The sequence below is a fragment of the Hyphomicrobium sp. GJ21 genome, from assembly GCF_001006785.1.
Classification (GTDB): domain Bacteria; phylum Pseudomonadota; class Alphaproteobacteria; order Rhizobiales; family Hyphomicrobiaceae; genus Hyphomicrobium_B.
Window position 1 is genome coordinate 642,839 of sequence record NZ_CDHO01000003.1, and the last position, 24,181, is coordinate 667,019.

Genomic DNA, 24,181 nt, shown 5'->3' on the forward strand with positions numbered 1-24,181 from the left:
CAGGATGATACGCCCCGCTGTGCCCCGAAGAGAACGCGAGGCGGCCGCACTTACATAGATGGTCCGCCTCACGACACACGAACGTTTAGCCCGCGTTCTCAGCGCCTCGCTGCAGCAGATATGCCGCCACGTCCTCGGAGAACCGCCTGCGTTTGCCAGCGACGACGACACAATCGGGATCTTCGTTATCTGGTTGCGCTCCAGGCATTCCGTACGCGACGAGCGCCTCGGCGCATCCAACCCAGTCGCCGTCGTCAAGCGGCTGGTTCCACGACGCCCAGCTTAGCGTCCCGCATACGTTGTCTCCAAAACCGTGTTCCTCGGTCCATGAAGCACCACACGCGAGAAGCTGCCGCGCCATCGCAGCGTCGCCGCGAAACACCGCGTGATTGAGAGCGCTGGCGTTCCAGTCACCACCGCGCATCGTGATCGGCCAGCCGAGTTCAGCCATCAGCGCGACAGGCCCTGAGCAGCCCGCAGCAGCGAGCTCCGGAAGCATTTTGAGCTGAGTGTCTTCGAGAGCGGCAGGAAGATCGGGCCTCCGCGCTCTGATGCGCCGCGCCTCCTCTGCATCATTGCGCGCGCAGGACGCCATGAACTGCTCATCTTCACTCAAATCTGAAGCAGCGCCCGCTGCCTTGAGCGCGGCGGCCACATCCGGCAACCCGTATCTCAACGCTTGCACATAAGCGCTGACGCCGTCCTTCGTTTGAACTGCCGGATCGACACCCGCCGCGAGCAAAGCCTTAATATGAGCAGGTGAGCGGCGGCGACGGATTGCCCAGAACAGCAGTCGCCCGCCTTTCAACTCGTCCGTTCCTTCCGCGTGCGATAACAGCAGCTTGAACGTGTCGAGATCGTCGAAGTCGAGGCTGCGAAAAAGCGCGTTCGTGCCGGTGACGGTCGCCCCAAATTCGAGCAGCAGAGGCGTGCAGACGGGCTTGTCCAGCGAGTGATAGAGGGACTCCCCATCGTTCGGATTAGCGCCCGCAGCCAGAAGCCGCCGCGTTAGATCGAAATCGAAATTCACGCCCGCCGCGCCGTGAAGCGCGGAAACACGCCACGCCTGGGGAGGCGCATCAGCGACGCTTGCGGAATTCTTGCTGACACTCAGATTGATGTCAGCCCCGGCATCGAGCAGCAGATCGACAACCTTGTGAAGCCCATCGCGATACTCGGGAACGCGCAGAAAACTGGAGTGCGTCGCGGCGATGAGAGGCGTCAAACCCAAAGGTCCACCGACGCGATTGACCCACGACGGATCGCCTTCCAGCTGGCGGCGAACCAACGCCGCATCTCCGGCTGCACACGCGATCCAAGGGTCACGCGCGGGCAGATCGGGATGCTCCGTCAGCAGCCGCGACGCCGCTTGCGGCCTAGCGCGGTTCGTACCGTCCGCAAGATCCTCGGCATAGACCAACCGGCAAAAAGCCTTCGCCAGAATTGCGGGATCGCCTTCTGACGAACGCCGCGCATCGACGTAAGCCTTGAGATCGGTCCATGAGTCAAAGCCGTACTCACGCGCGATGCACGACTGGGCATCGTGCAGGCGCAAATTCAACCTGCTGACAGATGCTGGATCGCGCCCTGCCGCGAGCGGCAACGCGTTGCGAAAGCGCGCGACGGCGTCCGGAGCGGCGCGCCGGAAGTCCGCAAGCAGGTCTTTCGCCTGCCGCTTCAGGTGATCGATATCGGGTCTGCTGGGAAGCGACTTCATAAATACCTCCGTGCATATGACGCCGAAGACTCGCAACTCGGCTGCACAAAGGCTGGAGAGGTATCAAGCATTCAGAGCAAGTGGGCTATGCCCTTCCCGCGAGTCCGGATGCGGCTTGCCCGCTCACGAGAAGCTATTTCGGCGCGCTCCCCAAGTCAAATGCTCGCAGCGGCCGGACATCGCGCCCGATCCCGCGGAAACACACTGTCCGGGTTGTCGAACGTGGAACCCGGCGGCCTGACAGCGGCAGCGACACGCGTGGTCTTCGCGCAGGCAGCGTCGCGGCCCAGGGGCATTGGAAAAGCCGACGCTCGATTCAGCACAGCGATTCGAAATCACAATTTCTCGGTTCAAATTAATTGACGACTATCGTCAATTAATTGAGCCCAGCCGTCAATTTTCGATCGGCGAATATCTGCACAGTTAGAAAAAGTATGCGGCAAATATGGAATTTTCGTCATTCCGGCTAGTCGTATTCGACGCGCATCTTGACTTCGACACTTTCAATAGCCACCCTTTCGCCATGGCAACCGTGATACAAAACAACCGCGGCTCGAGGAGCGTTACATCCGCTCTCCGATTGCGCGTGTCGCGAGCCAGAAACTTTTTTAAAGCATTGCTGGTCTGCATCCTCGCTCTGGCCCCCTTGCCAGCTGCGTCGGCGCATACGTCGCATTTTTCTGTAGATCGTCACTCGAACATTGGGACGTCCGCCAGCCTGTCTGGTGACAAGACCAATTCTGACGCCGGGGCTGGACTGCTTGGCGGCTTAGAGCACCACGCTTGCAGCTCGCCGTGCCTTTCGACACCGCACTTGCGATCTTACTACGTTGTCGCGTCGTTCGAGGGAGCGCGCATTCGCTACCCAATTTATGCGGACGCCGATCGCGCGTCGTTTAAACCAGATCCCCTGCGAAAACCGCCTCGCTCGACCTATAGCGCCTAAGCGCTCGGCTTCGCGCATTGCGCTTTTGCGCGAGCCTTTCTCACCCCCAATTCATTGATGAACTGAAGCTTGAACGTGCGCTTTTCTGAGCGTCGCGTTCCGTACGGATTGTTCCGCCGAATGAAGAAACTCGGTCTTGTCGTCGGCTGCCTGCTATTGGGCACGGTCGCAGGCGCATACTTTTATCATGCAGAGAGTTTTGCTCCAGCGGTCCAGCCGACCTTGGCGCCGAAACCTGATGCGCAGTCCTCTCCCGTGTCTGAACATTCGGAGCGCACCGGGCCGGACCATGAGCATAAGCCGTCAGAGACGTCTGCTTCTCACGAAGCCGAGCACGACCATGAGAAGGAAGCCGACAAGCTTGCGATGGCCACAGAGCAAATCGCCAAGTCGAATATCGCTGTGCAGCCCGTGGAACCGGGCGTCCTGCGCTCGCGGCTGAGTGTACCGGGGACCGTCATCCCAGACCGCAACCGCGTCGGCCGCGTGCCGTCCAAGGTCGTCGGAACCGTTGCCGAACTGAGAAAGCGACTTGGGGATCAGGTCCAGTCGGGTGAGGTCATAGCGATGCTCGACAGCCGCGAGGTCGCCGACGCCAAAAGCGAATACATCGCGGCCACCGTTAATCTCGGACTGCAGGAAACTCTTTTTCAACGCGAAAAAACGCTTTGGGACAAGCGCGTCTCGTCCGAACAGCGCTTACTCCGCGCCGAAGCGATATTTCGAGAGGCACAGGTCCGCAGAGACCTTGCGAAACAAAAACTTTCCGCTCTCGGCGTCAGCGACGAGTCCATTGCCAGTCTCAAAAGCGGCGCAGGAGAACTGAAGGGCCTCGAGCGCTACGAGATCAAAGCACCCATCAGCGGACGCATTGTCGAGCAGCTCGTGGACATCGGCACGCCCATGGGCGGCGAAGGCCAAGCGCATGAGCTCTACGCGATCGCGGATCTTTCCAAGGTTTGGATTGAGCTGACCGTGTCGCCCCAGGATCTGCCTCTGATCAAGGAAGGTCAGCATATCTCCCTTAACGGCACAGGGAACGGCACCATCATTTTTACTAGCCCAGTTCTGAACCAGGACACGCGTTCGGCGCGTGTCATCGCGTCGGTGGACAATGAAGACGGTGCCTGGCGTCCCGGATCATTCGTCACGGCCGACATCGCTGTATCGGAGGAGAAAGCTAATCTCGTCATCCCGAAAACGGCGCTCCAGACGATCGAAGGGCAATCCCGCGTGTTTGTCCGTACCGCTGAAGGTTTTGAAACGCGGCAGGTCACTATCGGCAAAGACGATGGAAGCACCGTCGAGGTGCTGTCGGGTCTTGAAGCCGGTGAGCCGATCGCTGTTGAGAACACCTTCCTGCTCAAAGCCGAGCTAGGCAAATCAGAAGCACAGCACGACCATTGAGGGTGCCGATATGATCGCGCGATTGCTTTCCTTTTCCGTTCATCAGCGTTGGCTCGTGATATTGCTGACGCTCGCCGCAGCCTCGTACGGCATTTATGCGCTCGATAGGCTGCCTATCGACGCCGTGCCCGACATCACGAACAACCAGGTGCAGATCAATACGGTCGCTCCGTCGCTTGCCCCTGTCGACATCGAGAAACAGGTCACCTTTCCCATAGAAACCGCGCTCGCCGGCATCTCGGGTCTGGAATACACGAGATCGTTGTCGCGCAACGGCTTCTCGCAGGTGACGGCAGTCTTCTCCGAGACGACGGATGTTTATTTTGCCCGCCAGCAGGTCGGCGAACGTCTACGAGACGCCGAGAAAACCCTGCCCGATGGAATAACGCCGAAGCTCGGCCCGATCTCGACAGGCCTGGGCGAGATCTACATGTGGACGGTGCAGTTCGCGCCTGCCGGCACCGTTCAAATCGAAGACACGAAACCCGGACCTCAGAGCGACGGAAGTTACCTGACGCCTGAAGGCCAGCGCCTCACCACCGACGTCGAACGCGCGGCCTACCTCAGGACCGTCCAAGACTGGATTATCCGTCCGCAGATGATCACCGTTCGCGGTGTCGCTGGCATCGACGTCATCGGCGGCTATGAGAAACAGTATGTCGTTCAGCCCGACCCGATCCGTCTGGCGGCGCTTCGATTGTCTTTTTCGGACATCGCCCAGGCGCTCGAACAGAACAACGTCAATCGCGGCGCAGGCTACGTCGAAAAGAACGGCGAGAGCTTTGCTGTGCTCAGCACAGGCCGTCTTGCCAGTATAGAGCAGATCGCCAACGTCGTGATTGCCGCGCGCGACGGCCTGCCGATCCGCATCAAGGATGTCGCGACAGTTGAGATCGGCCGCGAGATCAGATCGGGCAGCGCCAGCGAAAACGGTCAGGAAGTGGTCGTAGGAACGGCGCTCATGCTGATCGGCGGCAACAGCCGCACGGTGGCGGCTGCGGTCGATGCCAAGATGGCGGAAGTCCGTCGAAGCCTGCCGCCGGGCATCGAGGCTCAAACGGTTCTGAACCGCACGCTGCTGGTGGACGCGACCGTAGCAACCGTCAGCAAGAACCTCGCCGAAGGCGCGTTGCTCGTCATCGTCGTTCTCTTTCTCATGCTCGGCAATTTCCGAGCGGCGTTGATCACCGCAATGGTCATTCCGCTGGCGATGTTGCTGACGATGACGGGAATGGTGCAGTCGAAAATCAGCGCCAATCTGATGAGCCTTGGCGCGTTGGACTTCGGCCTAATCGTCGACGGCGCCGTCATCATCGTCGAAAACACGCTTCGCCGGATCGCACAAAGTCAGCATGAACTAGGCCGAAAGCTGGCCCTCGAAGAGCGTCTCGCTACGGTCATCAGTTCCGCCGAGGAAATGATCAAACCATCGGTCTACGGACAGGCGATCATCATCCTCGTCTATGTTCCGTTGCTCACTTTCACGGGCGTCGAGGGTAAAATGTTTCTGCCGATGGCCGAAACGGTCATCATCGCACTGCTTGCCGCATTCGTGCTCTCGTTGACGTTCGTTCCGGCGGCAATCGCCATCGCATTGTCAAAGCCGGTTGAAGAGAAAGAAAACCTTCTCGTTCGCATCCTCCGAAGGTTTTACGAACCCTTGCTGCGCAAGGCGTTGGCAAGACCGTTGATGTGTTTGCTCGGCGCCGCGGTTTTACTTGTGCTTGCAGGATCGCTGTTCTCGAAGCTCGGCCAGGAATTTATTCCGACGCTCGACGAGAAAAACCTCGCCATGCAGGCGATCCGCATTCCGAGCACCTCGCTTTCGCAATCTCAAAGCATGCAAAGCGAACTCGAAAAAGTCATCAGCACATTCCCCGAGGTCGCATTCATTTACTCGAAGACGGGTACGGCTGAAGTTGCATCGGATCCCATGCCGCCGAACGCGTCCGACACGTTCATCATGCTGAAACCGACACACGAGTGGCCCAATCCGAAACTCGGAAAAGACGAGCTTGTCGCCAAATTTCAAGCTGCGATCGAAAAACAGCCGGGCAACAATCTCGTTTTCTCGCAACCGATCCAGATGCGCTTCAACGAGCTTCTGGCAGGCGTGCGCGGCGATCTCGCAGTCAAGGTCTTCGGCGAACAGTTCGAGCCGATGCTGCAAACCGCCAACCAGATTGCATCCATTCTACGTGCCACGGAAGGCGCCACTGACATCAGCGTCGAACAGGCGTCCGGCCTTCCATTTCTCGCAATCACCATCAATCAGGATGAGATTGCACGCCTTGGGCTGAGCGTGATGGCCGTCCAGGACGTCATTGGAAGCGCCATAGGAGGCCGCGATGCGGGCGTCATTTTCGAGGGCGACCGCCGCTATCCGGTCATCGTCCGATTGTCGGACGCCGTGCGCGATGACTTGGAAAAACTCAAGCACCTCCCGGTTCCCTTGCCTCCGGCCGCCAACGGCAAAGCCGCTTCTGTCCTCCTCGAGCAGGTCGCCAGTTTCGCCTTCACCGAAGGTCCAAATCAGATCAGCCGTGAGAATGGAAAGCGGCGCGTCGTCGTCACAGCCAACGTGCGAGGCCGCGACATCGCCTCTGTGGTGAGCGAGGCACAAGCAAAGGTCGCGAGCCAAGTCCAGCTGCCCGCCGGCTATTACGTCGCTTGGGGCGGCCAATTCGAAAACCTGGCCGCTGCGCAGAGCCGAATGATGCTCGTCGTACCGGCGTGCTTCTTCTTGATCTTCCTGCTTCTGTACTCGGCGCTCGGATCGCCGCGTGACGCGCTGTTGGTGTTCTCCGCCGTTCCATTGGCGCTCACAGGCGGAATTGTCGCTCTATGGCTGAGAGACATGCCTTTTTCCGTATCGGCGGCTGTCGGCTTTATCGCCCTCTCCGGCGTTGCCGTCTTGAACGGCCTCGTGATGATGACGAGCATCAATCAATTGATCGAGCAAGGCGTCGAACGCCGCGCGGCTGTGTTCGCGGGCGCCGTAACTCGGCTGCGTCCGGTCGTGATGACCGCATTGGTCGCGTCGCTCGGATTCGTGCCCATGGCTCTGTCGACCGGCACGGGCGCCGAAGTGCAAAAGCCGCTCGCTACCGTCGTCATCGGCGGCCTGATCAGTGCGACGATACTCACGCTTCTGGTTCTCCCGGCGCTTTGCGCCAGGTTCGGTAGCAAGTCGCCGTCAAACGTGAAACCAGAGCCAAAAGTGCCCGCGTTCGCGACATCGGCGGAGGCGCCACAATGATGCTCGAACGCCGTCAGGAATTTTCGCAGAGAAAGGCACGGTTGGCCCGCTTCATCGCCGCCTTGATGCTCATACTGTTCCTGCCTGCCGGAGTCTTCGCGGGGCCGCTTCGCTATTGTTTGGGAGATAACGGGCACCAAGGGATCGAACTCGCGCACTCCGGGAATTCACGCCACGGCGCTTTCTCCGAAAAGCACCATCTGGCGGATGCTGGTCCCTCGCTTCCCGACGTCCAAATCCAGCATTCGCGCTGTCGTGACACGCTTCTCATTCCGGTTGTCGCGAAGTCCGAAAAACGACTTGCAAAAACGCTCAGCCGAAATCCCGCTTCTGCAACGCACCCGAGATTGTCTCTCGCGACACGCGCAAACACGCAGGAGCTCGCGAGTGCCCGCCTCCCGGTAGCGCCGCTCCGCGCCGTCGATCCTCGGCTGGTGACGCTCCGAACGATAGTGCTGCGGAACTAGGGTTCGAAACGCGGCTTCAAGCACTCACTGCGTCAGCCGCTTGCTGTTTTCCAAATTTCGCGAGGCTACCGGAACGAGCGCACACAATGCACCCGGTGCCCAGATTCTATCCATTTTCTCACGAGGACATCATCAATGGCACCTTCAAAAACCCGCCGGATATCAAGACTTGGCGTCGGCATGATCGCGTCAATATTGAGCTTGAACTTTAGCATTCCCGCCGTTGCAGCCGATGACGCAACATCTGCCATCGGCAACGCGCCGACATACGGTCCGTTGGTTGTCGCCGACGCGCATTCCTATCGACACTGCCACAACCAGCTCAAGCGGACCTACTGCCACAAAGCGGATCGCTTGCCGCATAACTCGCCGCCGAACACCGACACGCCTCACCGGACAGCATCTGAAACTGGCGCGCAGAGAGATTGCCAGCTCGATCCAGAGCGCTGCGCCAACAATCTCCTCGCTAGGAAACGATGAGCAGGCGATGCCGTTGAGGAGTTTTGTGCCCCTCAACGGCAATACGCCAAAGTCACAGGGGTGACTTGAATGAGCAAAGCGCAATTCAGTTCAAACAGGCTTCGGGGCCATGCGCGCCGCGCTGCGCCCAACAAGGCGTCCGCCGATGAGGTCGAAATCTTCGAGCAGTGGGCTTCTCGCGTCGATGACGCGAGAAGCACCGTCGCCGAGCAGATCGTTACGTCTGTCAAAGAAAAATGGGGTACGGCTGTTGCCCTCGAGGCTGCGACCGGAATCTGCCGGACGGAGATATCGCGTATTCGTCGCGGAAAATTCGACAGGTTTTCCCTCGACCGACTCGTCTGGCTGCTGGGAGTTGTCGATCCGGACGCCGAAGTTCAGCTCAAGGTGGAGGTCGTCACGAAAAACGAGAAATAAGCAGCGATGGCGAAGCTTGAACATCGCTGGCGCTAACACCCGCGCCAGCAATGTTCATAGCGACGCCAATCGCCGAGCATTCGTAGCACAGCTCGCAATTAAAACACCCGAAGTCTCGGCGTTCACGCGGCGGTCTGTACGCTGAGGCTCATCTCTTCGCAGCTTCGAGCGCACGTTCTGCAAATCTTGGCGCACTCCGTCATATCGCCGATTTTCTCGCAGCTGTCGGCGCACGCCCGGCAGATTTCAGCGCACGCATTACAAACGAACACATGCTGCGGAACACCAATCAGCATCACCGCCGCGGCCGACCTGCAAATCTCGGCGCAAGCCATCATCAAGCGGAAATGCTTCGGCTCCAAATGCTCACCACCGGCCTCCAGGCAGTGGTTCATCGCTTCGCTCAAACACGTCGTGGAACAGGCCGTGCAGAGATCCGCACAAGCCTGCATGTCGTCTGTTAGTCTCATGGCATCCTCCGCAAATATCTCCGGCCAACGACGACAAATTCCATTGGTTCCGCCGGAGGTCGCTCGTGCCGCGCTAAATCGTTTGCAAACGCGGCAATGTCCTCCGCCCGAGTGAGATCAATCGCGTTCGAGCACGGAACCTTCGGCAGAGCGGGACGTAAGATCGTCATCCGGTACGCAGGATTCCGCCCATGCTCTTACGCTCGATCTACCTGATCGCAGGCCTCATGGCCGGATTTGCAGTCTGGACCGCCGCCGTAACCGCTAAAGACGCGAAACAACCTGGATACGGTCCAAACCCCAATCTCCCTGCGCCGCAATCCGGGTTAATCCCAACCGTCAATATCGCGTCGGCCGTCGGCTGGGCCGAGGACGCGAAGCCGACAACGCCGCCCGATCTCGCCGTGACGGCGTACGCGACAGGCCTCGATCATCCGCGCTGGCTTTACGTCTTGCCGAACGGCGACGTTTTGGTTGCCGAAACGAACGCACCCCAGCGGCCGGACGATGCCAAAGGACTGAGAGCCTGGGTGCAAGGGCTCTTTCAGAAATTTGCCGGCGCTAAGACCCTGAGTGCCGATCGCATTACGCTGCTCCGCGGCCTGAAGGCTGACGGGACCGCCGAGATGCGCACGGTTTTTGTCGAACGCTTACACTCGCCATTCGGAATGGCGCTCGTCGGCAATACGTTCTACGTGGCCAATACCGATTCACTTGTAAAATTCGACTATCATGCGGGCGATACCAAAATTACGTCGCCTGCCGTGAAAGTCGCCGACCTTCCCGGAGGCCCACTCAATCACCACTGGACCAAAAACGTCATCGCCAGTGCCGATGGTTCGAAGCTCTACGTTACGGTCGGATCAAACAGCAATGTCGCTGAAAACGGCCTCGACAAGGAATCCGATCGCGCGCGCATCCTCGAAATCAATGCGCAGACGGGCGCGGCGCGCGCCTTCGCGACTGGTCTGCGCAATCCCAACGGCATGGCTTGGGAGCCAACGAGCCAGACCTTATGGACAGTTGTCAACGAACGTGACGATCTCGGCGACGACCTCGTGCCCGATTATCTCACATCCGTGCGCGACGGCGCATTCTTCGGTTGGCCGTTCAGCTATTTCGGTCAACACCTCGACCCGCGCATGAAGACCGAGCGGCCGGATCTCGTCAAAAATGCCATCGCACCCGACTATGCAGTCGGCGCCCATACCGCTTCGCTTGGGCTTGCATTTTCTACCGGAAAATCGTTGCCTTCGCGCTTCTCATCCGGCGCGTTTATCGGGCAGCACGGCTCATGGAACCGCAGCACGCCGAGCGGCTACAAAGTCATCTTCGTCCCATTCGCGAATGGCAAGCCGTCAGGCGCCGCAGAAGACGTTCTGACCGGTTTTCTCAATGCCAATGGCAAGGCGCAAGGCCGCCCGGTGGGGGTTGCGATTGCAGGAGACGGTGCCTTGCTCGTCGCCGATGACGTCGGGAACACGATCTGGCGCGTCACGCCTTCCGGGCAAACGGTTCAAGGCGCACCATAAGCTTTCGGCCGAGCCGCAACGGCGCCGCCACATTAGCTTGCTGCAAAAGCTCAGGCTTCTCTTTGAGCATCGTGCAACACCGATAACCAGCGCGAAGGACAAGATCGACGAGATCTCCAAATTGCGCGCCCCCGTTTTGATACCCGAGTTGTCGCTTTGTGAACCGTCACTCGGATAACAAGCCATGATCTCGCTTGCATCCTTGCTGCATGCGGACTTCTATGTGCCAGACCATATCGTCGTGAGAACGTTGCCGCTGACCGCGGAAGGACCCGCCATGTGGAACAAAACCAAAAAAGACGTCGATCGCCGCGACTTCATGATCGCATCCGCTGCTGTCGGTGCGTTCACGATGCTGGCCGACGCGCGCGCCGAAGGAGTGGAAAATAGCTCCGCCGCCAGGGCAACCGATAAGCCGACCGTTTTCACCGGCGACGTCATTCAAGGAAAGAAAGTCGTCAGCGCACTCGACGTCAACGATCTGGAACCCGGAAAAAAGCACTTTCTATACTTTCAGGGCGTGCAGTTACCGACCGGCCAACATTGCTATGTGTCGGTGACGGTCGCCAAAGGCGCAAAGGCTGGCAAACGCGCTGTCCTTGTCAGTGGCGTCCATGGCGACGAGATGAGTTCGGTGCACACGATCCATGCGATCATGGACAAGCTTGATCCTGCCGAGATGTCGGGAACGGTGACGGCGGTGACCGACATATCCGGGCCCGCGTTAAACAGCATGCAGCGCCGATGGCCGGACTACGGAAGAGGCTCCGGTCTCATCGATATGAATCGGGAATGGCCGGGCAACGAGAATGGCGCCACCGCAGCCAGCCGGCACGCAGCGCAAGTGTTCAACCGGCTGCTACGGCCCAATGCCGATTTCGCGATCGACTTCCATACGGGAACGACCGGGTTTGAAGTCACCGCTTTCAACATCGCCGGCATGGACGTGCCGGAAATCAAGGCGATGGTTGATCTGTACCCGGTTGGTCAAGTGTTCGACAATCATGTCTATCCCGGCGTCCTGCATAACGCGTTTATCGACGCCGGCATTCCGTCCTTTACGCCGGAGATCGGCGCCGCACGCGTCCTCGATCTCGAAATGATCGCGCTGTTCGTGGAAGGCACGATCAACGTGCTGAAGCATCACGGCATCGTTGCAGGAGCCATGGGGCGGACGGCGAAGGATGTGACGGTTTTTACGGGAAACAGTGCGTTTCCGATCCTCGCCACCCAAAGCGGGCTCGTTGAGCATCTGGTCAAGCTCAACGACAAGGTGACGCCCGGACAGAAGGTTGCCATTCAGCGCAACAGCTTCGGCGAGGTCGTTGCCGAATACGCAAGCGCCGTCGAGGGTGAGATCACGGGCCAGCGCAGCGATGCCATGGCGGAGCCCGGCAATCCTTTGACGTTCATCCTTTTCAACAAGTCAACCGCCGGAAATGAAGTCTATCCGGAATAGATCACGTCAGAGCGCGACGGCGTGACCGGCCGAAAGGCCGCCCCATCGGAGCCGTGAGCAAAGCGAACTGGCGCGAGATAAAAGAAGTGGCGCAGAGAGAGTGGCCTCATGAAGTCCGTTTAAATCTGCCGCCTATCCGAAGGTTAGCGGCTTGGGAAATGAGATTATCGAGGGGCCTCGCCGCTAGTCCGCTAACTTCCGGATTCTCGGAAATGGCTCGGGCATATCCTTGAAGTTCATCCATCGATACTAGCGATCTGCGTCGGTGGCATGCGGGCGATGACTCAAATTGTATGACCCATCCTTAATGTCCCGATCGTGACTCGCAAGGACGAGATCGATTGAAGATCATCTTGACTGGCGATGGCCGTACGCTCACACTTTTAGCGTGACTGTTCCTGAACCCGTTTCCCGAACGCAATACGGCCGCGCATCCTTTGCGATGCTTGGCGTGTGCGCGGCCATCCTGATCGCAGGCGCACTTTCGATTGCAGAATCGGTCTTCGCGCCGCTCGCATTTGCCCTGTTCATTATTGCGATGGCTTGGCCGCTGCAGCGTCGATTGCAGGCGAAGCTTCCGCGCCTTTTGGCACTCGCGGTGACGATGGCCGCAACCATGCTGGTGGTTATTATCTTCGCTGCTCTTGTGGCCTGGGCTGCGGGCCGGGTTGGCCGCTTCGTCATCAGTGATGCCGCGAGGCTTCAGGAACTTTATGGTTCGCTCACGGCTTGGCTCGATGGCCACGGGATTACTGTCGCAGGGCTTTGGGAAAATTATTTCAACGTCGATCAGTTGATCCGCTTGGTCCAGCAGGTTTCTGCACGCCTCAACACGGCAATCAGCTTCCTTGTGATCGTCTTCATTTATGTTCTTCTCGGCCTGCTGGAGGTTGACGAAACATCAGCCAAGCTCCGGACTTGGCGGCACGGACAGCTCGGCAAGGTCTTGCTTGCGGGCGGTGAAAAAACCGCCATCAAACTTCGCAGGTACATGCTTGTGCGGACGCTGATGAGCGTCATGACGGGTTTTCTGATTTGGGCATTCGCGCTCCTTACCGGACTGCCGCTTGCTGCCGAGTGGGGCGTCACGGCGTTCGCGCTCAACTTCATCCCGTTCATCGGCCCGCTAATCGCGACCGTTTTTCCGACGATCTTCGCCATGGCGCAGTTCCAGTCCTGGCAGATGGTGCTCTTCGTTTTTATCTGCCTTAACGTCATCCAATTCGTTGTTGGTAGCTATCTCGAGCCGCGGTTCGTCGGTAACGCACTTTCGATTTCACCATTTCTGGTTCTGTTCGCGGTCTTTTTCTGGACGTACTTGTGGGGACTCGCCGGGGCCTTCATCGGCGTGCCGATCGCCATCGCCATTCTTACGATTTGCGCGGAGCATCCCTCGACTCGATGGATCGCGGATCTTTTCGGCGAACCGAGCTAGAGCAAATTCAACCTAGCCAGACGCGTATCAAAACATAACCGTTGATGTGCGCTAGCTCTCCGCAATCGGATGTCCCGGTAAAACGATCCGTTCCGGCTGCAGCAGGTTAAGGTGGCCCTTGCCGTCAACGCAGAGCGTGTGAATATAGAAATAAGTGTCGCGTTCGTCCGTCACGTCCATCACAGGCGATGGCGCGGATACGATAATCAGTTCACCGCACGCTCCGATCCAATCGATGTGGCGATGACCATGCATAATGATGGCGCGCCCGGAAAGCTGCTGCATTTTACGGACAAACCACGTTCCATTGACCAGCGCGGTTCCGATGCGTTCCGACAACGCTTTTGCGGGCTTTGGATATTCGACGACGTGATGATGAAGCGCCACAATCCATTTTGCCTTTGGAAAATGCGCGGTGATTTTTTCGACGGCCTTCATCTGCTCCCTTGTCACGAGACCGAGCGCGTTGGTGAATGAAAAATGCGTCTGCGCATTTGAATCTAGAAGAATGACCCCGAGACCATCGTCACTCTCAGGCGGCAACACCATCGGAAAAGCTTGTGGCCAGACGTTCGCCAATGTCCATGTCAGGGCGATCGATCCGCGATCGGCAAAAGATGCGATTTCCGTGACATGAGCTTGCAGGCGGTCTTTCAGAAGAGTTTCCGGCTTGCCGGTTTTGTCATCGATGATGCGCACGCGGTCGCCTTGCAGACCAACCATCGTCGAGAGCGCCCGGATCTCGCGCAGTCGCTTCTTGGGACTCGTCGGCAAATCGAGGCGGGCCGGGTTGGCTCTGTCCACCACGTTCAAGTCGTGGTTTCCGGGAAGTACAAGCGTCCGTTCCGCTAGGCGCGGATAGGGCTTCAATGCTTCGGCAAACTCCGCCCATTCCGACGACCGTCCCGCGTCAGTAATGTCCCCCGTAATGAGGACGACATCGAGAGGATCGCGCGCATGAATCGCATCGAGTTCGGCAAGCAATAGTTCCAGCCGCTCATTGCCACGGGGGCCGGAGCGGCCACCTTCGATACGAAAGCCGAATCTTTCGCCGACGATATGAATGTCGGAAAGATGGACCACACGCCAAGTTTTTCCGTCCGCAGGCGTAGTGGCGAAATTCGTAAGATCGCACGGCTGAATCATTGTCGCATCCGCGAGGCCCCAAGCTAAGCCCGCGACGGCAAGATAGGCGGCTACGATCACCACGCTGTTGTGAAGCGCGACGTGCATGAGTGTAGAGAATGACGAAAGATGGGAGAGCGAGCCAGTCCAGCGCGAGCCGGGCCAAGCGAGCGTGACGAGCCAGATCGAAACACCGCAAATCAATAGGCCGGACGCCGCGGCGCTGATCGCACGCACCAGATTTCGTGTGTGCTGATCAGTCGTTTTTGGCAAGAACCATTCCGAGATCTGGCGTAACGCTTCGCGCGAAACAGCATAAACGGGTTGGACGGCAAGCGCATTCAAAGACCAGAAATTCGTCTCGATGAGTCGCCACAGCGGTTTGCCGCCAAACCAGCCTATGCCGATGAGGATGACCAAAAGCAAAGGCGGCAACAGCCCCGTGAACAGCATTGCCGCCTTTGTCGATACGGTGCTGATCCAGATCGAAGCGAAGAGGGGAGCTACCCCCAGCAACAACGCCGGCAGGATGATCAGCATCGTCCAGGCGGCAATTAGTTTTGGAATGCTGATTTCGGCCAGCAGGCTGCCGGCCAACGAGATAAGGGTTCGCCGCTTCGTACTTGATGCGTCATCCTCGACATCACCCTGACGCGGGTCGACGATCGGGCGCATCGTTTTCCTTTCTATCGGTGAAACGTGACTCGGGAGATTCACGAGCTAAAGTTGGGACCGTAGATCAACGTGCACTATTTTTTGGCCATCACCTGTCAAATTCATAAATTGAGGTTGATCGACAAGAAATTTTTGAAACTTATGGATGCTGATCAACACTCTGCCAAAAGCACGTCGAGATCGGCGGTCGAGCGGACGCCGACGTCGTTGCCGTGTGCGGAAAGAAATTCATCGGCGCTCTTTCGACCCTGCTCCTTCAGCATGGAAACAAACGCCCATTCGGCGTTAAGCTTGGATGACGCTCCCAAATCCGCGAGCATGTCGGTCAGAATTCGGTGTGTCCGCATCCTTGCCCAGCGGGCCCCTTCGCCATTTCCGGGGTCGGCGACCTGACGCAAAACCGCAATCATCCGCAGCTCTTTCATTAACGGGGAGTTGAACGAAATCTCATTCAATCGATTGAGAATATCGCTTGCGGTGCGTGGCGGTTCAGACCGTTCCCGGGGATTGATCTGCACCAGGATGGTATCGATTGCATCACTTTCACGAATAAGCGGTGTGATCGTCGGGTTGCCTGCGTAGCCACCGTCCCAGTAGTGCTCGCCATCGATTTCAATCGCTTGGAAGAGTGTCGGGAGACAGGCAGAGGCCAGTAGCACATCGGCAGTAATTTCGGCGTTTCGAAATATCCGCCCGCGTCCCGTCCGGACATTGGTTGCCGTCACGAACAGCTTGATCGGTGAACTCGGAAGACGCGAGAAGTCGATACTGTCGGAAAGGATGCCGCGCAGCGGATTGAGGCCCAATGGGTTCAGATCATAGGGCGAAAGCACTCGCGACATCAAATCCATTGCAAGGTATGCTGGAGACGTATCGAGCGCCCAGCGTCCCATCATCACGTCGAGCGGCGATCGCTGCAACGGACTGAATGACGCCGCTTGCGAAACGCGCTGCCAATAGTTGTCGAGTGCTGCGCGCGCTCCTTCGACTCCGCCAGACGTCCAGCCGTCAGCCAATACGGCGGCATTCATGGCTCCAGCCGACGTTCCCGATATGGCTTCTATTTTAAGCCAGGGTTCTTCGAGCAGCCTATCAAGCACGCCCCAGGTAAAGGCGCCGTGAGATCCGCCGCCCTGCAGCGCCAAGTCAACCAGTACGACATCGCGCTTGACGGACACGTTGGACCTCTTTGCGTACAACGAACAGATAGAGCCGAGGCATAACGCAGAGGACGAGCGAAGACATGCGTTTTGCGTTATATCGCCGTAATAGCGGTACGATAGCAATCCGCATTATACATTCAATCAATATGGATACCGCTTATCTTCTGCGCGGCTGTTTACATGCTCTAAGATGCAAACGAATGACGGGCATCTCAGCACATGTAAATGCAAGCGTTGCACTGCCATTAACCGATGTACGACGATCAATTGCTTCGGCTTGCGGAAAATGGAACGTATGCCGAAGCGAGATCATCTGGTAAGATGTCGAACACAATCCACGATAGCCTTTGAGATCAATCTCGTTCGGCGGTTTGGATGATCGGCATCTTTCCGTGATTTTTCCCGCCTGCCGATTTCGATGTGCTTTTGAGCCGAGTACCGCGCAATGGGTTTGTTGGGCATACTGGTCGGTCTCGGTTTCTTAATTTGGCTGTCATATCGCGGCTGGACCATTCTTCTGTTGGCTCCGGCGGCGGCGCTCATCGCTGCAGCTTTCTCGCGTGAACCGCTTCTTGCGCATTGGACCCAGACGTTCATGGGCAGCGCAGCGCAGTTTCTTGCTCAGTTCTTTCCGCTGTTTTTACTCGGTGCGCTATTCGGCAAACTGATGGATGATAGCGGTTCCGTCAGGGCGATTTCGCGTTACATGAGCGAACGCATGGGCCCTTCGCATGCCATGTTAGCAGTCGTGCTTGCGGGCGCCGCAGTGACGTACGGCGGCGTCAGCCTGTTCGTCGCCTTTTTCGTGCTTGCTCCAATGGCGCAGGATCTGTTCCGCGCCGCAAACATTCCTCGCCGTTTGATGCCCGCCGCGATTGCCCTCGGAACATCGACGTTTACGATGTCAGCATTGCCTGGAACTCCGGCAATCCAGAACGCGATCCCGATGCCGTTCTTCGGAACGACACCGTTCGCCGCGCCCATTCTCGGTATCATTGCCTCCGGTATCATGCTGGCGTTCGGCATGTGGTGGCTGAAGCGCAGTCAGGCCGCCGCAGAACGCGCAGGCGAGAGGTATGCAGGCGCAGATATGCTTCCGGCAAATGCTGTCGCCGATGACCAGTTCATCCGCGAACGTGCAACGAGCGCGCGCGAATTCGATACCGCAGAACTTCAACACGGACAGGCGAGCGAGACGCTTCCGCCGGTGGCGCTGGCGGCTCTGCCATTGGCGACTGTCGTGATTGTCAACTTTTTGATGGCGATGCTGATCCTGCCACGGCTCGACTTTTCCTTTTTGGCTGAAGACAAGTGGGGATCGACGTCGCTTTCCGCAGTGGCGGGTGTCTGGTCAGTCGTTGTGGCGCTCGCGACCGCAACGGTGCTTCTCATCCTCATCAATCGGGAGCGCTTGCCGAATCTGCGCGCAAGCATTGACGCTGGCGCCAATGCGTCGGTCTTGCCAGCGGTCAGCGTTGCAAGCCTGGTCGGATTCGGCGCGGTCGTTGCCATGCTTCCGGCCTTTGCCGTTGTCCGCGATTGGGTGCTATCGATTGGCTCCAATCCGCTTGTTTCTCTTGCGACAGCGACCAACATCCTCGCCGCCCTCACCGGTTCAGCTTCCGGTGGCCTGACGATTGCCCTCGATGCGCTCGGTGAAACGTTCGTGCGTATTGCGTCGGAAACCGGCATCGATCCATCGCTGTTGCACCGTGTTGCGGTCATCAGCGCCGGCACGCTCGATAGTCTCCCGCACAATGGCGCCGTCGTGACACTGCTTGCCGTATGCGGCACGAGCCATCGCGAAAGCTACCGTGATCTTGCAATGGTTGCGATCGTCGGGGCGGTCGTCGCGCTCGTGGTGGTTATTGTCCTGGGTTCACTTTTCGGCTCGTTCTGAGGAGACGCGAGAGACGACGAAGGTTTTGGGTTTCTGAAAGCATCGAACTCCTAGATGTTGCCGTTCGAGAGTTGCTTGCATGACTGACATTGCGTCCAACGCGTCGAACTACTGGAGAAGTGCCGCTATTCGAGGAGCGATGTTCTTCGCTCTTTGGGTCATCCTGACATTGGGTGATCGGAACGATTTCGCCGTTGGTATTTTTGCCGCGATCATGGCGACGTGGGTCAGCCTGTTCCTGCTACCCCCAGCCACGACTCATCCGTCTTTGCTGCCATTGCTCAAGTTCACGCTGCATTTCTTTCGGCAGTCCGTCATCGCCGGCCTTGATGTCGCCAAGCGCGCCTTCGACCCGAAGCTTCCGCTTAATCCGGGCTTTGTCCAGTTTTCTTGCCCAATTTCAGCCGGGCCCGCCCGAAGCGCGTTCTGCGCACTTTCGAGCCTCTTGCCCGGAACCATGCCGGTAAAATCCGACGCGACCGGCAACGTTCTCGTTCATTGCCTGGATACTCGTCAGCCGGTCGTCGAGCAGCTTTCCAAGGATGCCGGTCTCTTTCGTGCGGCGGCGGGGGCGGTGCGAAACGATGGATAACTTTCTTTTCGCGGTCGCGGCTTTCGTATTGGGTCTTCTGATCCTCGGACTCGTGTGCGTTCTGAAGGGCGCGACATTGGCCGACCGGATGATGTCGGCGCAGCTTCTTGGAACCAGTGGCATCGCAGCGCTTCTATTGATGGCGACCGCCGTGAGCGAACCCGCAATCATCGACGTCGCGCTCGCGCTGGCGTTACTCGCTGCATTCGCTTCGATCGCGTTCGCCACAAGCTCCGGCGATCGACAGGACCAGGAGTGAAATCGGCAATGACCTTACTCTTGGCGCGAGACATCTTTACGATCGTCGCAGTTACATTTGGCACTTTCTTTTTTCTCGCTGGCACGGTCGGTCTTATTCGATTTCCAGATACGTTGACGCGTCTGCATGCGTTAACGAAGGCGGACAATCTGGGGCTCGGTCTCGTGGCGCTCGGACTTCTACCGTGGGCCGACGGTATTCTCGCTCTCAAAATCGTCTGTGTCTGGGTTCTTGTGCAGTTCTCAAGCTCAACGGTCTCTCAGCTCATTGCCCGATTGGCGCAGCAGGAGAGGCCGCCAGCATGACGGTTGCTCTTATCGTCGATGTAGGCCTCGCAATTCTTATCCTGTTCGTCGCCGGGTGGATCGTCGCCGTTCGCAGCACATTCGCTGCGATTATCGGGTTCGTCGTTTACGGACTACTTTTGTCCCTCGTCTGGGTTCGTTTATGGGCCATCGATATCGCCCTGACGGAAGCGGCCATCGGCAGCGGCGTGACCGGGGCACTATTGCTGCGCACGCTTTCGCGACTACCGGTCGGGCATAGCGAACGCTCCGCAAACGGTTCATTTCGTTTCATCGCCGGGCTGTTCTGCGCTTTTATCTCGCTTGCAATCGCTGCGGTCATTGTCGCCCTGCCGGAACCGCCACCGACGCTTGCGCCAGAAGCCTCGGCGGGGCTTCCGGCTATCGGCGTCGGAAATCCGGTGACGGCCGTTCTTCTCTCTTATCGGGCTTTCGATACATTTTTGGAGAAGGTCGTCCTGGTCTTGGCACTTGTCGGGTGCTGGTCATTGGCGGCGGATCGTGACTGGGGCGGCACTCCTGTGCTTTGGCGCTATTCCGACCCGGACGGCGTACTGAAATTTCTGGCGCAGACGCTGCCGCCAATTGGCGTCCTTGTGGCAATTTATATGCTGTGGACGGGAGCCGATCACCCAGGCGGCGCTTTTCAGGCGAGCGCCATGCTAGCGGCGATGTGGATGCTGACAATCGTCGCCGGTCTCATGCGGATGCCCCGGACAAATGACGATCTCCTGCGGTTGACGCTCGTCTCTGGCGCGAGCGCATTTCTGCTGCTGGGATTTGCGGGCTTTGGAATTGCCGGGTCGTTTCTCGCTTATCCGCCGGACTACGCCAAGGCGCTGATCGTTGCCGTCGAAATACCGATGACGATTGCGGTCGCCGCGACGCTGGTCATGCTGGTCGCCGGACCGCCGCAAAGGGGAAGCGTATCATGACATCGGCGACGCTGTTCGGACTGTGTGGGTCGATATTAATCGGGCTTGGCCTGTTCGAGCTGATTACCGATCCGCATCCGCTGCGAAAGATTCTTGGTTTTAATCTCCTCGGCGGTGGCGTTTTCCTCGTGCTCGGCGTTGTCGCGCGCAGAGGAGCCGCGGCCGGATATTTTGGCGATCCCGTGCCCCAGGCGCTCGTCATCACCGGCATCGTCGTTGCATTTTCGGCGACGGCACTCGCCGTCGCGCTCGTCGTGAGACTGTCGGAAGTCTCAGGAAGTGTATCGCTCACATTCCAATCCTCTGAGCAACCGCATTCAGATGGAGCCGAGGGATGATCGCGGATGCCGCGAGCAGTTTGGACGCCGCAAGCACACATGGATATCTGCTGGTTCTCGCGATCGTCGTACCTGTCGGCGGCGTTCTGATTGCAACTGCTGTGGGGGGACGAACTGCCGAACGCACGGCATTTGCTGTCATCGCGGCTGGGCTAATCCTCGGATTTGCAATCCTGTTGGACGTTTGGACGACGTCTCGGCCATTGGCGTACGTTTTAGGAAATTGGGCGGCGCCTCTTGGAATTACGCTGCGCGCGGACGGCATTTCAGCCGTGATGCTGGTGACGACGGCGCTGATCATCGCCGCCACAGCGTTGTATGCACGCGCCGATTTTACGATACCGCGCGATGGACTTGAAGCACGCGCGCCATTTGTCTTTTGGGTGTTGCTGCTGGCGGTATGGGCAGCGCTCAACACCGTGTTTCTAAGCGGCGATCTCTTTAATCTTTACGTAGCGCTCGAGTTGCTGACGTTTGCCGCCGTGCCTCTCGTTGCCTTATCGGGGCGTGCCGAAGCAATCACGACTGCGTTGCGGTATCTGTTGTTCGCGCTCGCCGGATCGATTTTCTATTTGCTCGGAGTTGCGTTGCTCTACGGCGCTTATGGAACGCTCGATATCGTCCTTCTGCACGACAGAATCCGGCCTGAACTTGCGGTCTCTCTTGCGGTCGCGTTAATGACGGCGGGACTGCTCGCCAAAACGGCGCTCTTTCCGCTGCATTTCTGGCTGCCTCCGGCCCACGCCGGCGCGCCGCCTGCCGCAAGCGCAATCCTTTCCGCCTTGGTCGTGAAGGGATCGTTCTTTCTCATCATTCGTATCTGGTTCGATGTTCTGCCCGGTTCGCGCAGTCTGGTGGCGGCGCAGGTCCTTGGTGCCATGGGCGCGGCAGCCATTCTATTCGGCAGCATCGTTGCCTTCCGTCAGTCGCGATTGAAGCTTCTGATTGCCTACTCGACCGTCGCGCAAATCGGTTATCTCTTCCTGCTGTTCCCGCTCGTCGTGGGCTTTGAAGGAAGTCCCTGGAGCGCCACGGCTTGGACCAGCGGATGGGTTCAGCTCGTGTCGCACGCCTTCGCCAAGGCCGCGATGTTCATGGCAGCCGGTTTGATTGCACAAGCCCTGGGGCACGATCGCATCGACGATCTCGGTGGCGTCGCGCGAGCGTTGCCGTTGACGGTTCTGGCCTTTGCAATTTCCGGAATTTCCCTAATGGGTGTGCCGCCGAGCGGCGGGTTCGTGGCGAAGTGGCTGATGCTTTCGGCAAGCGTTGAAGAAGGCCAGTGGTGGTGGGCCGTGACAGTCGTTGCCGGAGGTCTCATCGCTGGCGCATATGTGATCCGCGTCATGACGCGCATGCTCAGCCCTCGCCTTGAGCTGCCGACGCTCAGTGTAAAGGTCGATCGTTGGCGTCAATCCCTTCCGCTATCGCTGGCGATTTGCGCGATGCTTCTCGGACTGCTGCCATTGCAATCACTGGAGCTTCTGCAGGTTGGCTTGCCTCATTTTCTCGGGAGCGCCGGCCGATGACAGATGCAACGATATTGCTTTCTTCGGCCCTAGCACTGCCCGGCGTTTTGCTGCTGTTTTGTCTCTTTCCTTCGGTACGGGTGCAAATGCCGAAGTTCGCGGTGATTGCACCAGTTCCCGCTCTCGCGGCGGCATGCTTCGCCGGACGCGATCCTTCTGCTGTCTTTGCAGCCCATTTCTTTCAGGTCGATCTCGCGCTCGATATCGCGGGCACCCTGTTGCTTGCCGCTGCAGCGATCCTTTGGATTTGCGCCGGTCTCTATGCGGCCACCGAGATGCGCAGCACGAGGAATGCGGGCAACTTCAGCGCCTGGTGGCTGACGGCGATGCTCGGCAACTTCGGCGTCGTCATGTCAGCCGACATCGCAAGCTTCTATTTGTTTCTCGCAGTCGGAACGATCGGCGCTTACGGCATGATCATGCACACGATGACGCCCGATGCGCGCCGGGCGAGCGTCACCTACATCGGCTTTGCCCTGGCAGGCGAAGCGAGCATTTTGATCGGCCTCGTATTGCTGGCGGCGGCTTCTCCGGATCACAGCCTTCTGATCCGCGATGCCGTTGCGGGATTATCGACATCACCTTGGCGCGATCTCACCGTCGCTTTTCTTGCTCTCGGCTTTGGCCTGAAGATCGGCCTCGTGCCGTTGCATATCTGGATGCCTCTGGCGTACACGGCAGCGCCTATCCCCACCGCTGCCGTGCTGAGCGGCGCCGCAGTCAAGGCCGGTGTGATCGGGCTTATTCGCTTCATGCCGTTTGACGCTGGATCAGTGAACGTCGGCACCGGTTTGGCGATGGTCGGTATAGTCTCGACTTTCTATGGCGTTGCGGTCGGCATCACTCGAGCCAATCCAAAAACCATCCTTGCGTATTCGAGCATTAGCCAGATGGGCGTTATCGCGACTTTGATCGGCATAGGCCTGGCGACGGCAAATGCCGGGGTGGCGATTGCGGCTGCATTCTATGGCGCTCATCATGTCTTGGTGAAAGGCGGGCTATTTTTAGCGGCAGGTATCGGCGTCTCCGACCGGCGTAACGGATGGCTGGTTTTCGTACCGGCGGCAATTCTCGCTTTCGCGCTTGCGGGCTTACCGTTTACCGGCGGTTATCTAGCAAAGGAAGCAGTCAAGCCATTTATAGGAGAAGGGGCATTTGCGATCTTTGCGGCTCTCTCCGCCGCAGGCACAACGCTTTTGATGCTCTTTTTTGTGACTCGCCTCGGCAGCGCGTCGCACGATCCAAGAGGAACGCCGACGGCTTCAGGTTTGCTTGTGCCGTGGTTGGCTACGGCCTTTTTCGCGATCACTATTCCATGGCTCTCGCTTTCGCTGACGGATGCAATTCCAATATCCGAGGTGAACTCAATTGCAGATCTCTGGTCTGCGATCTGGCCGATATTGATCGGCAGCGGTTTGGTTGCTCTTTGGTTAAATCAAAAGCGGCAACCACGGGAAATAGACGTCGCATCTGCGGCGGATATATTTCGACGTGTGATGACGATCTGCGCTTCTACCGTCGAACGCGCAGAAGCCATCTTGCGTCAGTGGCAAGCTGGCAGTATTTCGTTATTGGCAGTTACGACGGTATTGATCGTGATCATTGCCACCGGTCGCTAGCTCTCTAGTCTTCACGAGACGTCTACGTTCCCTTCCCTATTATCTACGAGCGCGCATTGCAGCGGCAAAGTCATTGAGAGGTATGTCGTCATGTAGCGGCATTTTTCAGCGGCTATCTCCGTGGGAAGAGGTTGCCGCCAAGACACGAAGCA

Annotated in this window: 19 protein-coding genes; 15 read left to right on the top strand and 4 right to left on the bottom strand. The window is 58.3% G+C overall.

The genetic code is table 11. The features are described from left to right. Nucleotides 1–85: 85 nt before the first annotated feature. Nucleotides 86–1,717: a hypothetical protein gene (locus HYPGJ_RS11385; RefSeq protein WP_046847272.1), complete on the bottom strand. Its 1,632-nt coding sequence runs from the start codon at nt 1,715–1,717 to the stop codon at nt 86–88. 1,066 nt (nt 1,718–2,783) lie between these two features. On the opposite strand from HYPGJ_RS11385, the gene HYPGJ_RS11390 reads away from it, so the two are divergent. The 4 genes from HYPGJ_RS11390 (at nt 2,784) to HYPGJ_RS11405 (ending at nt 8,693) form a co-directional block, all read left to right on the top strand. Continuing rightward, the gene (locus HYPGJ_RS11390) at nt 2,784–4,070 is read left to right on the top strand and encodes an efflux RND transporter periplasmic adaptor subunit (RefSeq protein ID WP_046847273.1); all 1,287 of its coding nucleotides are present in this window, start codon (nt 2,784–2,786) and stop codon (nt 4,068–4,070) included. Nucleotides 4,071–4,080: 10 nt separating this feature from the next. Continuing rightward, nucleotides 4,081–7,329, top strand: coding sequence for a CusA/CzcA family heavy metal efflux RND transporter (locus tag HYPGJ_RS11395; RefSeq protein ID WP_046847274.1), 3,249 nt, complete (start codon nt 4,081–4,083; stop codon nt 7,327–7,329). Nucleotides 7,330–7,931: 602 nt separating this feature from the next. Then, on the top strand, nt 7,932–8,276 hold the full coding sequence (locus HYPGJ_RS19215; RefSeq protein ID WP_159108296.1) for a hypothetical protein: 345 nt from the start codon (nt 7,932–7,934) through the stop codon (nt 8,274–8,276). Between the two features lie 69 nt (nt 8,277–8,345). Continuing rightward, complete coding sequence (locus tag HYPGJ_RS11405; protein ID WP_046847276.1) at nt 8,346–8,693, top strand: XRE family transcriptional regulator; 348 nt, start codon at nt 8,346–8,348, stop codon at nt 8,691–8,693. Nucleotides 8,694–8,815: 122 nt separating this feature from the next. Here the strand turns inward: HYPGJ_RS11405 and HYPGJ_RS11410 are convergent, their stop codons facing one another. Continuing rightward, nucleotides 8,816–9,163: a four-helix bundle copper-binding protein gene (locus tag HYPGJ_RS11410; RefSeq protein ID WP_046847277.1), complete on the bottom strand. Its 348-nt coding sequence runs from the start codon at nt 9,161–9,163 to the stop codon at nt 8,816–8,818. Nucleotides 9,164–9,390: 227 nt separating this feature from the next. Between HYPGJ_RS11410 and HYPGJ_RS11415 the strand changes: the two genes are divergently transcribed. From HYPGJ_RS11415 to HYPGJ_RS11425, 3 genes are all read left to right on the top strand, one after another. After that, nucleotides 9,391–10,695 carry a sorbosone dehydrogenase family protein gene (locus HYPGJ_RS11415; RefSeq protein ID WP_101536152.1) on the top strand — a complete coding sequence of 435 codons (1,305 nt, stop codon included), beginning with the start codon at nt 9,391–9,393 and terminating at the stop codon, nt 10,693–10,695. A gap of 277 nt (nt 10,696–10,972) precedes the next feature. Continuing rightward, nucleotides 10,973–12,154: a succinylglutamate desuccinylase/aspartoacylase family protein gene (locus HYPGJ_RS11420; RefSeq protein WP_046848347.1), complete on the top strand. Its 1,182-nt coding sequence runs from the start codon at nt 10,973–10,975 to the stop codon at nt 12,152–12,154. A 442-nt stretch (nt 12,155–12,596) separates the two neighbouring features. Next, nucleotides 12,597–13,589: an AI-2E family transporter gene (locus HYPGJ_RS11425; RefSeq protein ID WP_046847279.1), complete on the top strand. Its 993-nt coding sequence runs from the start codon at nt 12,597–12,599 to the stop codon at nt 13,587–13,589. 51 nt (nt 13,590–13,640) lie between these two features. Here HYPGJ_RS11425 and HYPGJ_RS11430 read toward each other — a convergent pair whose 3' ends face one another. Together HYPGJ_RS11430 and HYPGJ_RS11435 are read right to left on the bottom strand one after the other, a co-directional pair. Then, the gene (locus HYPGJ_RS11430; protein ID WP_046847280.1) at nt 13,641–15,389 is read right to left on the bottom strand and encodes a metallophosphoesterase; all 1,749 of its coding nucleotides are present in this window, start codon (nt 15,387–15,389) and stop codon (nt 13,641–13,643) included. Between the two features lie 152 nt (nt 15,390–15,541). Continuing rightward, nucleotides 15,542–16,567, bottom strand: coding sequence for a patatin-like phospholipase family protein (locus tag HYPGJ_RS11435; RefSeq protein WP_046847281.1), 1,026 nt, complete (start codon nt 16,565–16,567; stop codon nt 15,542–15,544). Nucleotides 16,568–16,997: 430 nt separating this feature from the next. Here HYPGJ_RS11435 and HYPGJ_RS11440 point away from each other — a divergent pair, with 430 nt between their 5' ends. The 8 genes from HYPGJ_RS11440 (at nt 16,998) to HYPGJ_RS11475 (ending at nt 24,029) form a co-directional block, all read left to right on the top strand. Beyond that, nucleotides 16,998–18,452, top strand: coding sequence for a GntP family permease (locus tag HYPGJ_RS11440; protein ID WP_046847282.1), 1,455 nt, complete (start codon nt 16,998–17,000; stop codon nt 18,450–18,452). 79 nt (nt 18,453–18,531) lie between these two features. Continuing rightward, a complete protein-coding gene (locus tag HYPGJ_RS11445) occupies nt 18,532–19,044 on the top strand; it encodes a Na+/H+ antiporter subunit E (RefSeq protein ID WP_070104066.1) in 513 nt (170 codons plus the stop codon). Beyond that, the gene (locus tag HYPGJ_RS11450; RefSeq protein WP_046847283.1) at nt 19,037–19,303 is read left to right on the top strand and encodes a monovalent cation/H+ antiporter complex subunit F; all 267 of its coding nucleotides are present in this window, start codon (nt 19,037–19,039) and stop codon (nt 19,301–19,303) included. Before HYPGJ_RS11445 ends, HYPGJ_RS11450 begins: the two co-directional genes overlap by 8 nt. A gap of 8 nt (nt 19,304–19,311) precedes the next feature. Next, on the top strand, nt 19,312–19,608 hold the full coding sequence (locus HYPGJ_RS11455; protein WP_046847284.1) for a monovalent cation/H(+) antiporter subunit G: 297 nt from the start codon (nt 19,312–19,314) through the stop codon (nt 19,606–19,608). Next, on the top strand, nt 19,605–20,543 hold the full coding sequence (locus tag HYPGJ_RS11460) for a hydrogenase subunit MbhD domain-containing protein (protein ID WP_046847285.1): 939 nt from the start codon (nt 19,605–19,607) through the stop codon (nt 20,541–20,543). The genes HYPGJ_RS11455 and HYPGJ_RS11460 overlap by 4 nt, the downstream gene beginning before the upstream one ends. Further along, nucleotides 20,540–20,881 carry an NADH-quinone oxidoreductase subunit K gene (locus HYPGJ_RS11465; RefSeq protein ID WP_046847286.1) on the top strand — a complete coding sequence of 114 codons (342 nt, stop codon included), beginning with the start codon at nt 20,540–20,542 and terminating at the stop codon, nt 20,879–20,881. The genes HYPGJ_RS11460 and HYPGJ_RS11465 overlap by 4 nt, the downstream gene beginning before the upstream one ends. Continuing rightward, on the top strand, nt 20,878–22,410 hold the full coding sequence (locus HYPGJ_RS11470) for a proton-conducting transporter membrane subunit (protein WP_046847287.1): 1,533 nt from the start codon (nt 20,878–20,880) through the stop codon (nt 22,408–22,410). Before HYPGJ_RS11465 ends, HYPGJ_RS11470 begins: the two co-directional genes overlap by 4 nt. Further along, nucleotides 22,407–24,029: a proton-conducting transporter membrane subunit gene (locus HYPGJ_RS11475; RefSeq protein WP_083984105.1), complete on the top strand. Its 1,623-nt coding sequence runs from the start codon at nt 22,407–22,409 to the stop codon at nt 24,027–24,029. The genes HYPGJ_RS11470 and HYPGJ_RS11475 overlap by 4 nt, the downstream gene beginning before the upstream one ends. The last annotated feature ends 152 nt before the right edge of the window (nt 24,030–24,181 follow it).

Bases quoted from the DNA above. Each gene is read 5' to 3' on its own strand.
- HYPGJ_RS11385 (WP_046847272.1), bottom strand. From the start codon at position 1,717: ATGAAGTCGCTTCCCAGCAGACCCGATATCGATCACCTGAAGCGGCAG.
- HYPGJ_RS11390 (WP_046847273.1), top strand. From the start codon at position 2,784: ATGAAGAAACTCGGTCTTGTCGTCGGCTGCCTGCTATTGGGCACGGTC.
- HYPGJ_RS11395 (WP_046847274.1), top strand. From the start codon at position 4,081: ATGATCGCGCGATTGCTTTCCTTTTCCGTTCATCAGCGTTGGCTCGTG.
- HYPGJ_RS19215 (WP_159108296.1), top strand. From the start codon at position 7,932: ATGGCACCTTCAAAAACCCGCCGGATATCAAGACTTGGCGTCGGCATG.
- HYPGJ_RS11405 (WP_046847276.1), top strand. From the start codon at position 8,346: ATGAGCAAAGCGCAATTCAGTTCAAACAGGCTTCGGGGCCATGCGCGC.
- HYPGJ_RS11410 (WP_046847277.1), bottom strand. From the start codon at position 9,163: ATGAGACTAACAGACGACATGCAGGCTTGTGCGGATCTCTGCACGGCC.
- HYPGJ_RS11415 (WP_101536152.1), top strand. From the start codon at position 9,391: ATGGCCGGATTTGCAGTCTGGACCGCCGCCGTAACCGCTAAAGACGCG.
- HYPGJ_RS11420 (WP_046848347.1), top strand. From the start codon at position 10,973: ATGTGGAACAAAACCAAAAAAGACGTCGATCGCCGCGACTTCATGATC.
- HYPGJ_RS11425 (WP_046847279.1), top strand. From the start codon at position 12,597: ATGCTTGGCGTGTGCGCGGCCATCCTGATCGCAGGCGCACTTTCGATT.
- HYPGJ_RS11430 (WP_046847280.1), bottom strand. From the start codon at position 15,389: ATGCGCCCGATCGTCGACCCGCGTCAGGGTGATGTCGAGGATGACGCA.
- HYPGJ_RS11440 (WP_046847282.1), top strand. From the start codon at position 16,998: ATGGGTTTGTTGGGCATACTGGTCGGTCTCGGTTTCTTAATTTGGCTG.
- HYPGJ_RS11445 (WP_070104066.1), top strand. From the start codon at position 18,532: ATGACTGACATTGCGTCCAACGCGTCGAACTACTGGAGAAGTGCCGCT.
- HYPGJ_RS11450 (WP_046847283.1), top strand. From the start codon at position 19,037: ATGGATAACTTTCTTTTCGCGGTCGCGGCTTTCGTATTGGGTCTTCTG.
- HYPGJ_RS11455 (WP_046847284.1), top strand. From the start codon at position 19,312: ATGACCTTACTCTTGGCGCGAGACATCTTTACGATCGTCGCAGTTACA.
- HYPGJ_RS11460 (WP_046847285.1), top strand. From the start codon at position 19,605: ATGACGGTTGCTCTTATCGTCGATGTAGGCCTCGCAATTCTTATCCTG.
- HYPGJ_RS11465 (WP_046847286.1), top strand. From the start codon at position 20,540: ATGACATCGGCGACGCTGTTCGGACTGTGTGGGTCGATATTAATCGGG.
- HYPGJ_RS11470 (WP_046847287.1), top strand. From the start codon at position 20,878: ATGATCGCGGATGCCGCGAGCAGTTTGGACGCCGCAAGCACACATGGA.
- HYPGJ_RS11475 (WP_083984105.1), top strand. From the start codon at position 22,407: ATGACAGATGCAACGATATTGCTTTCTTCGGCCCTAGCACTGCCCGGC.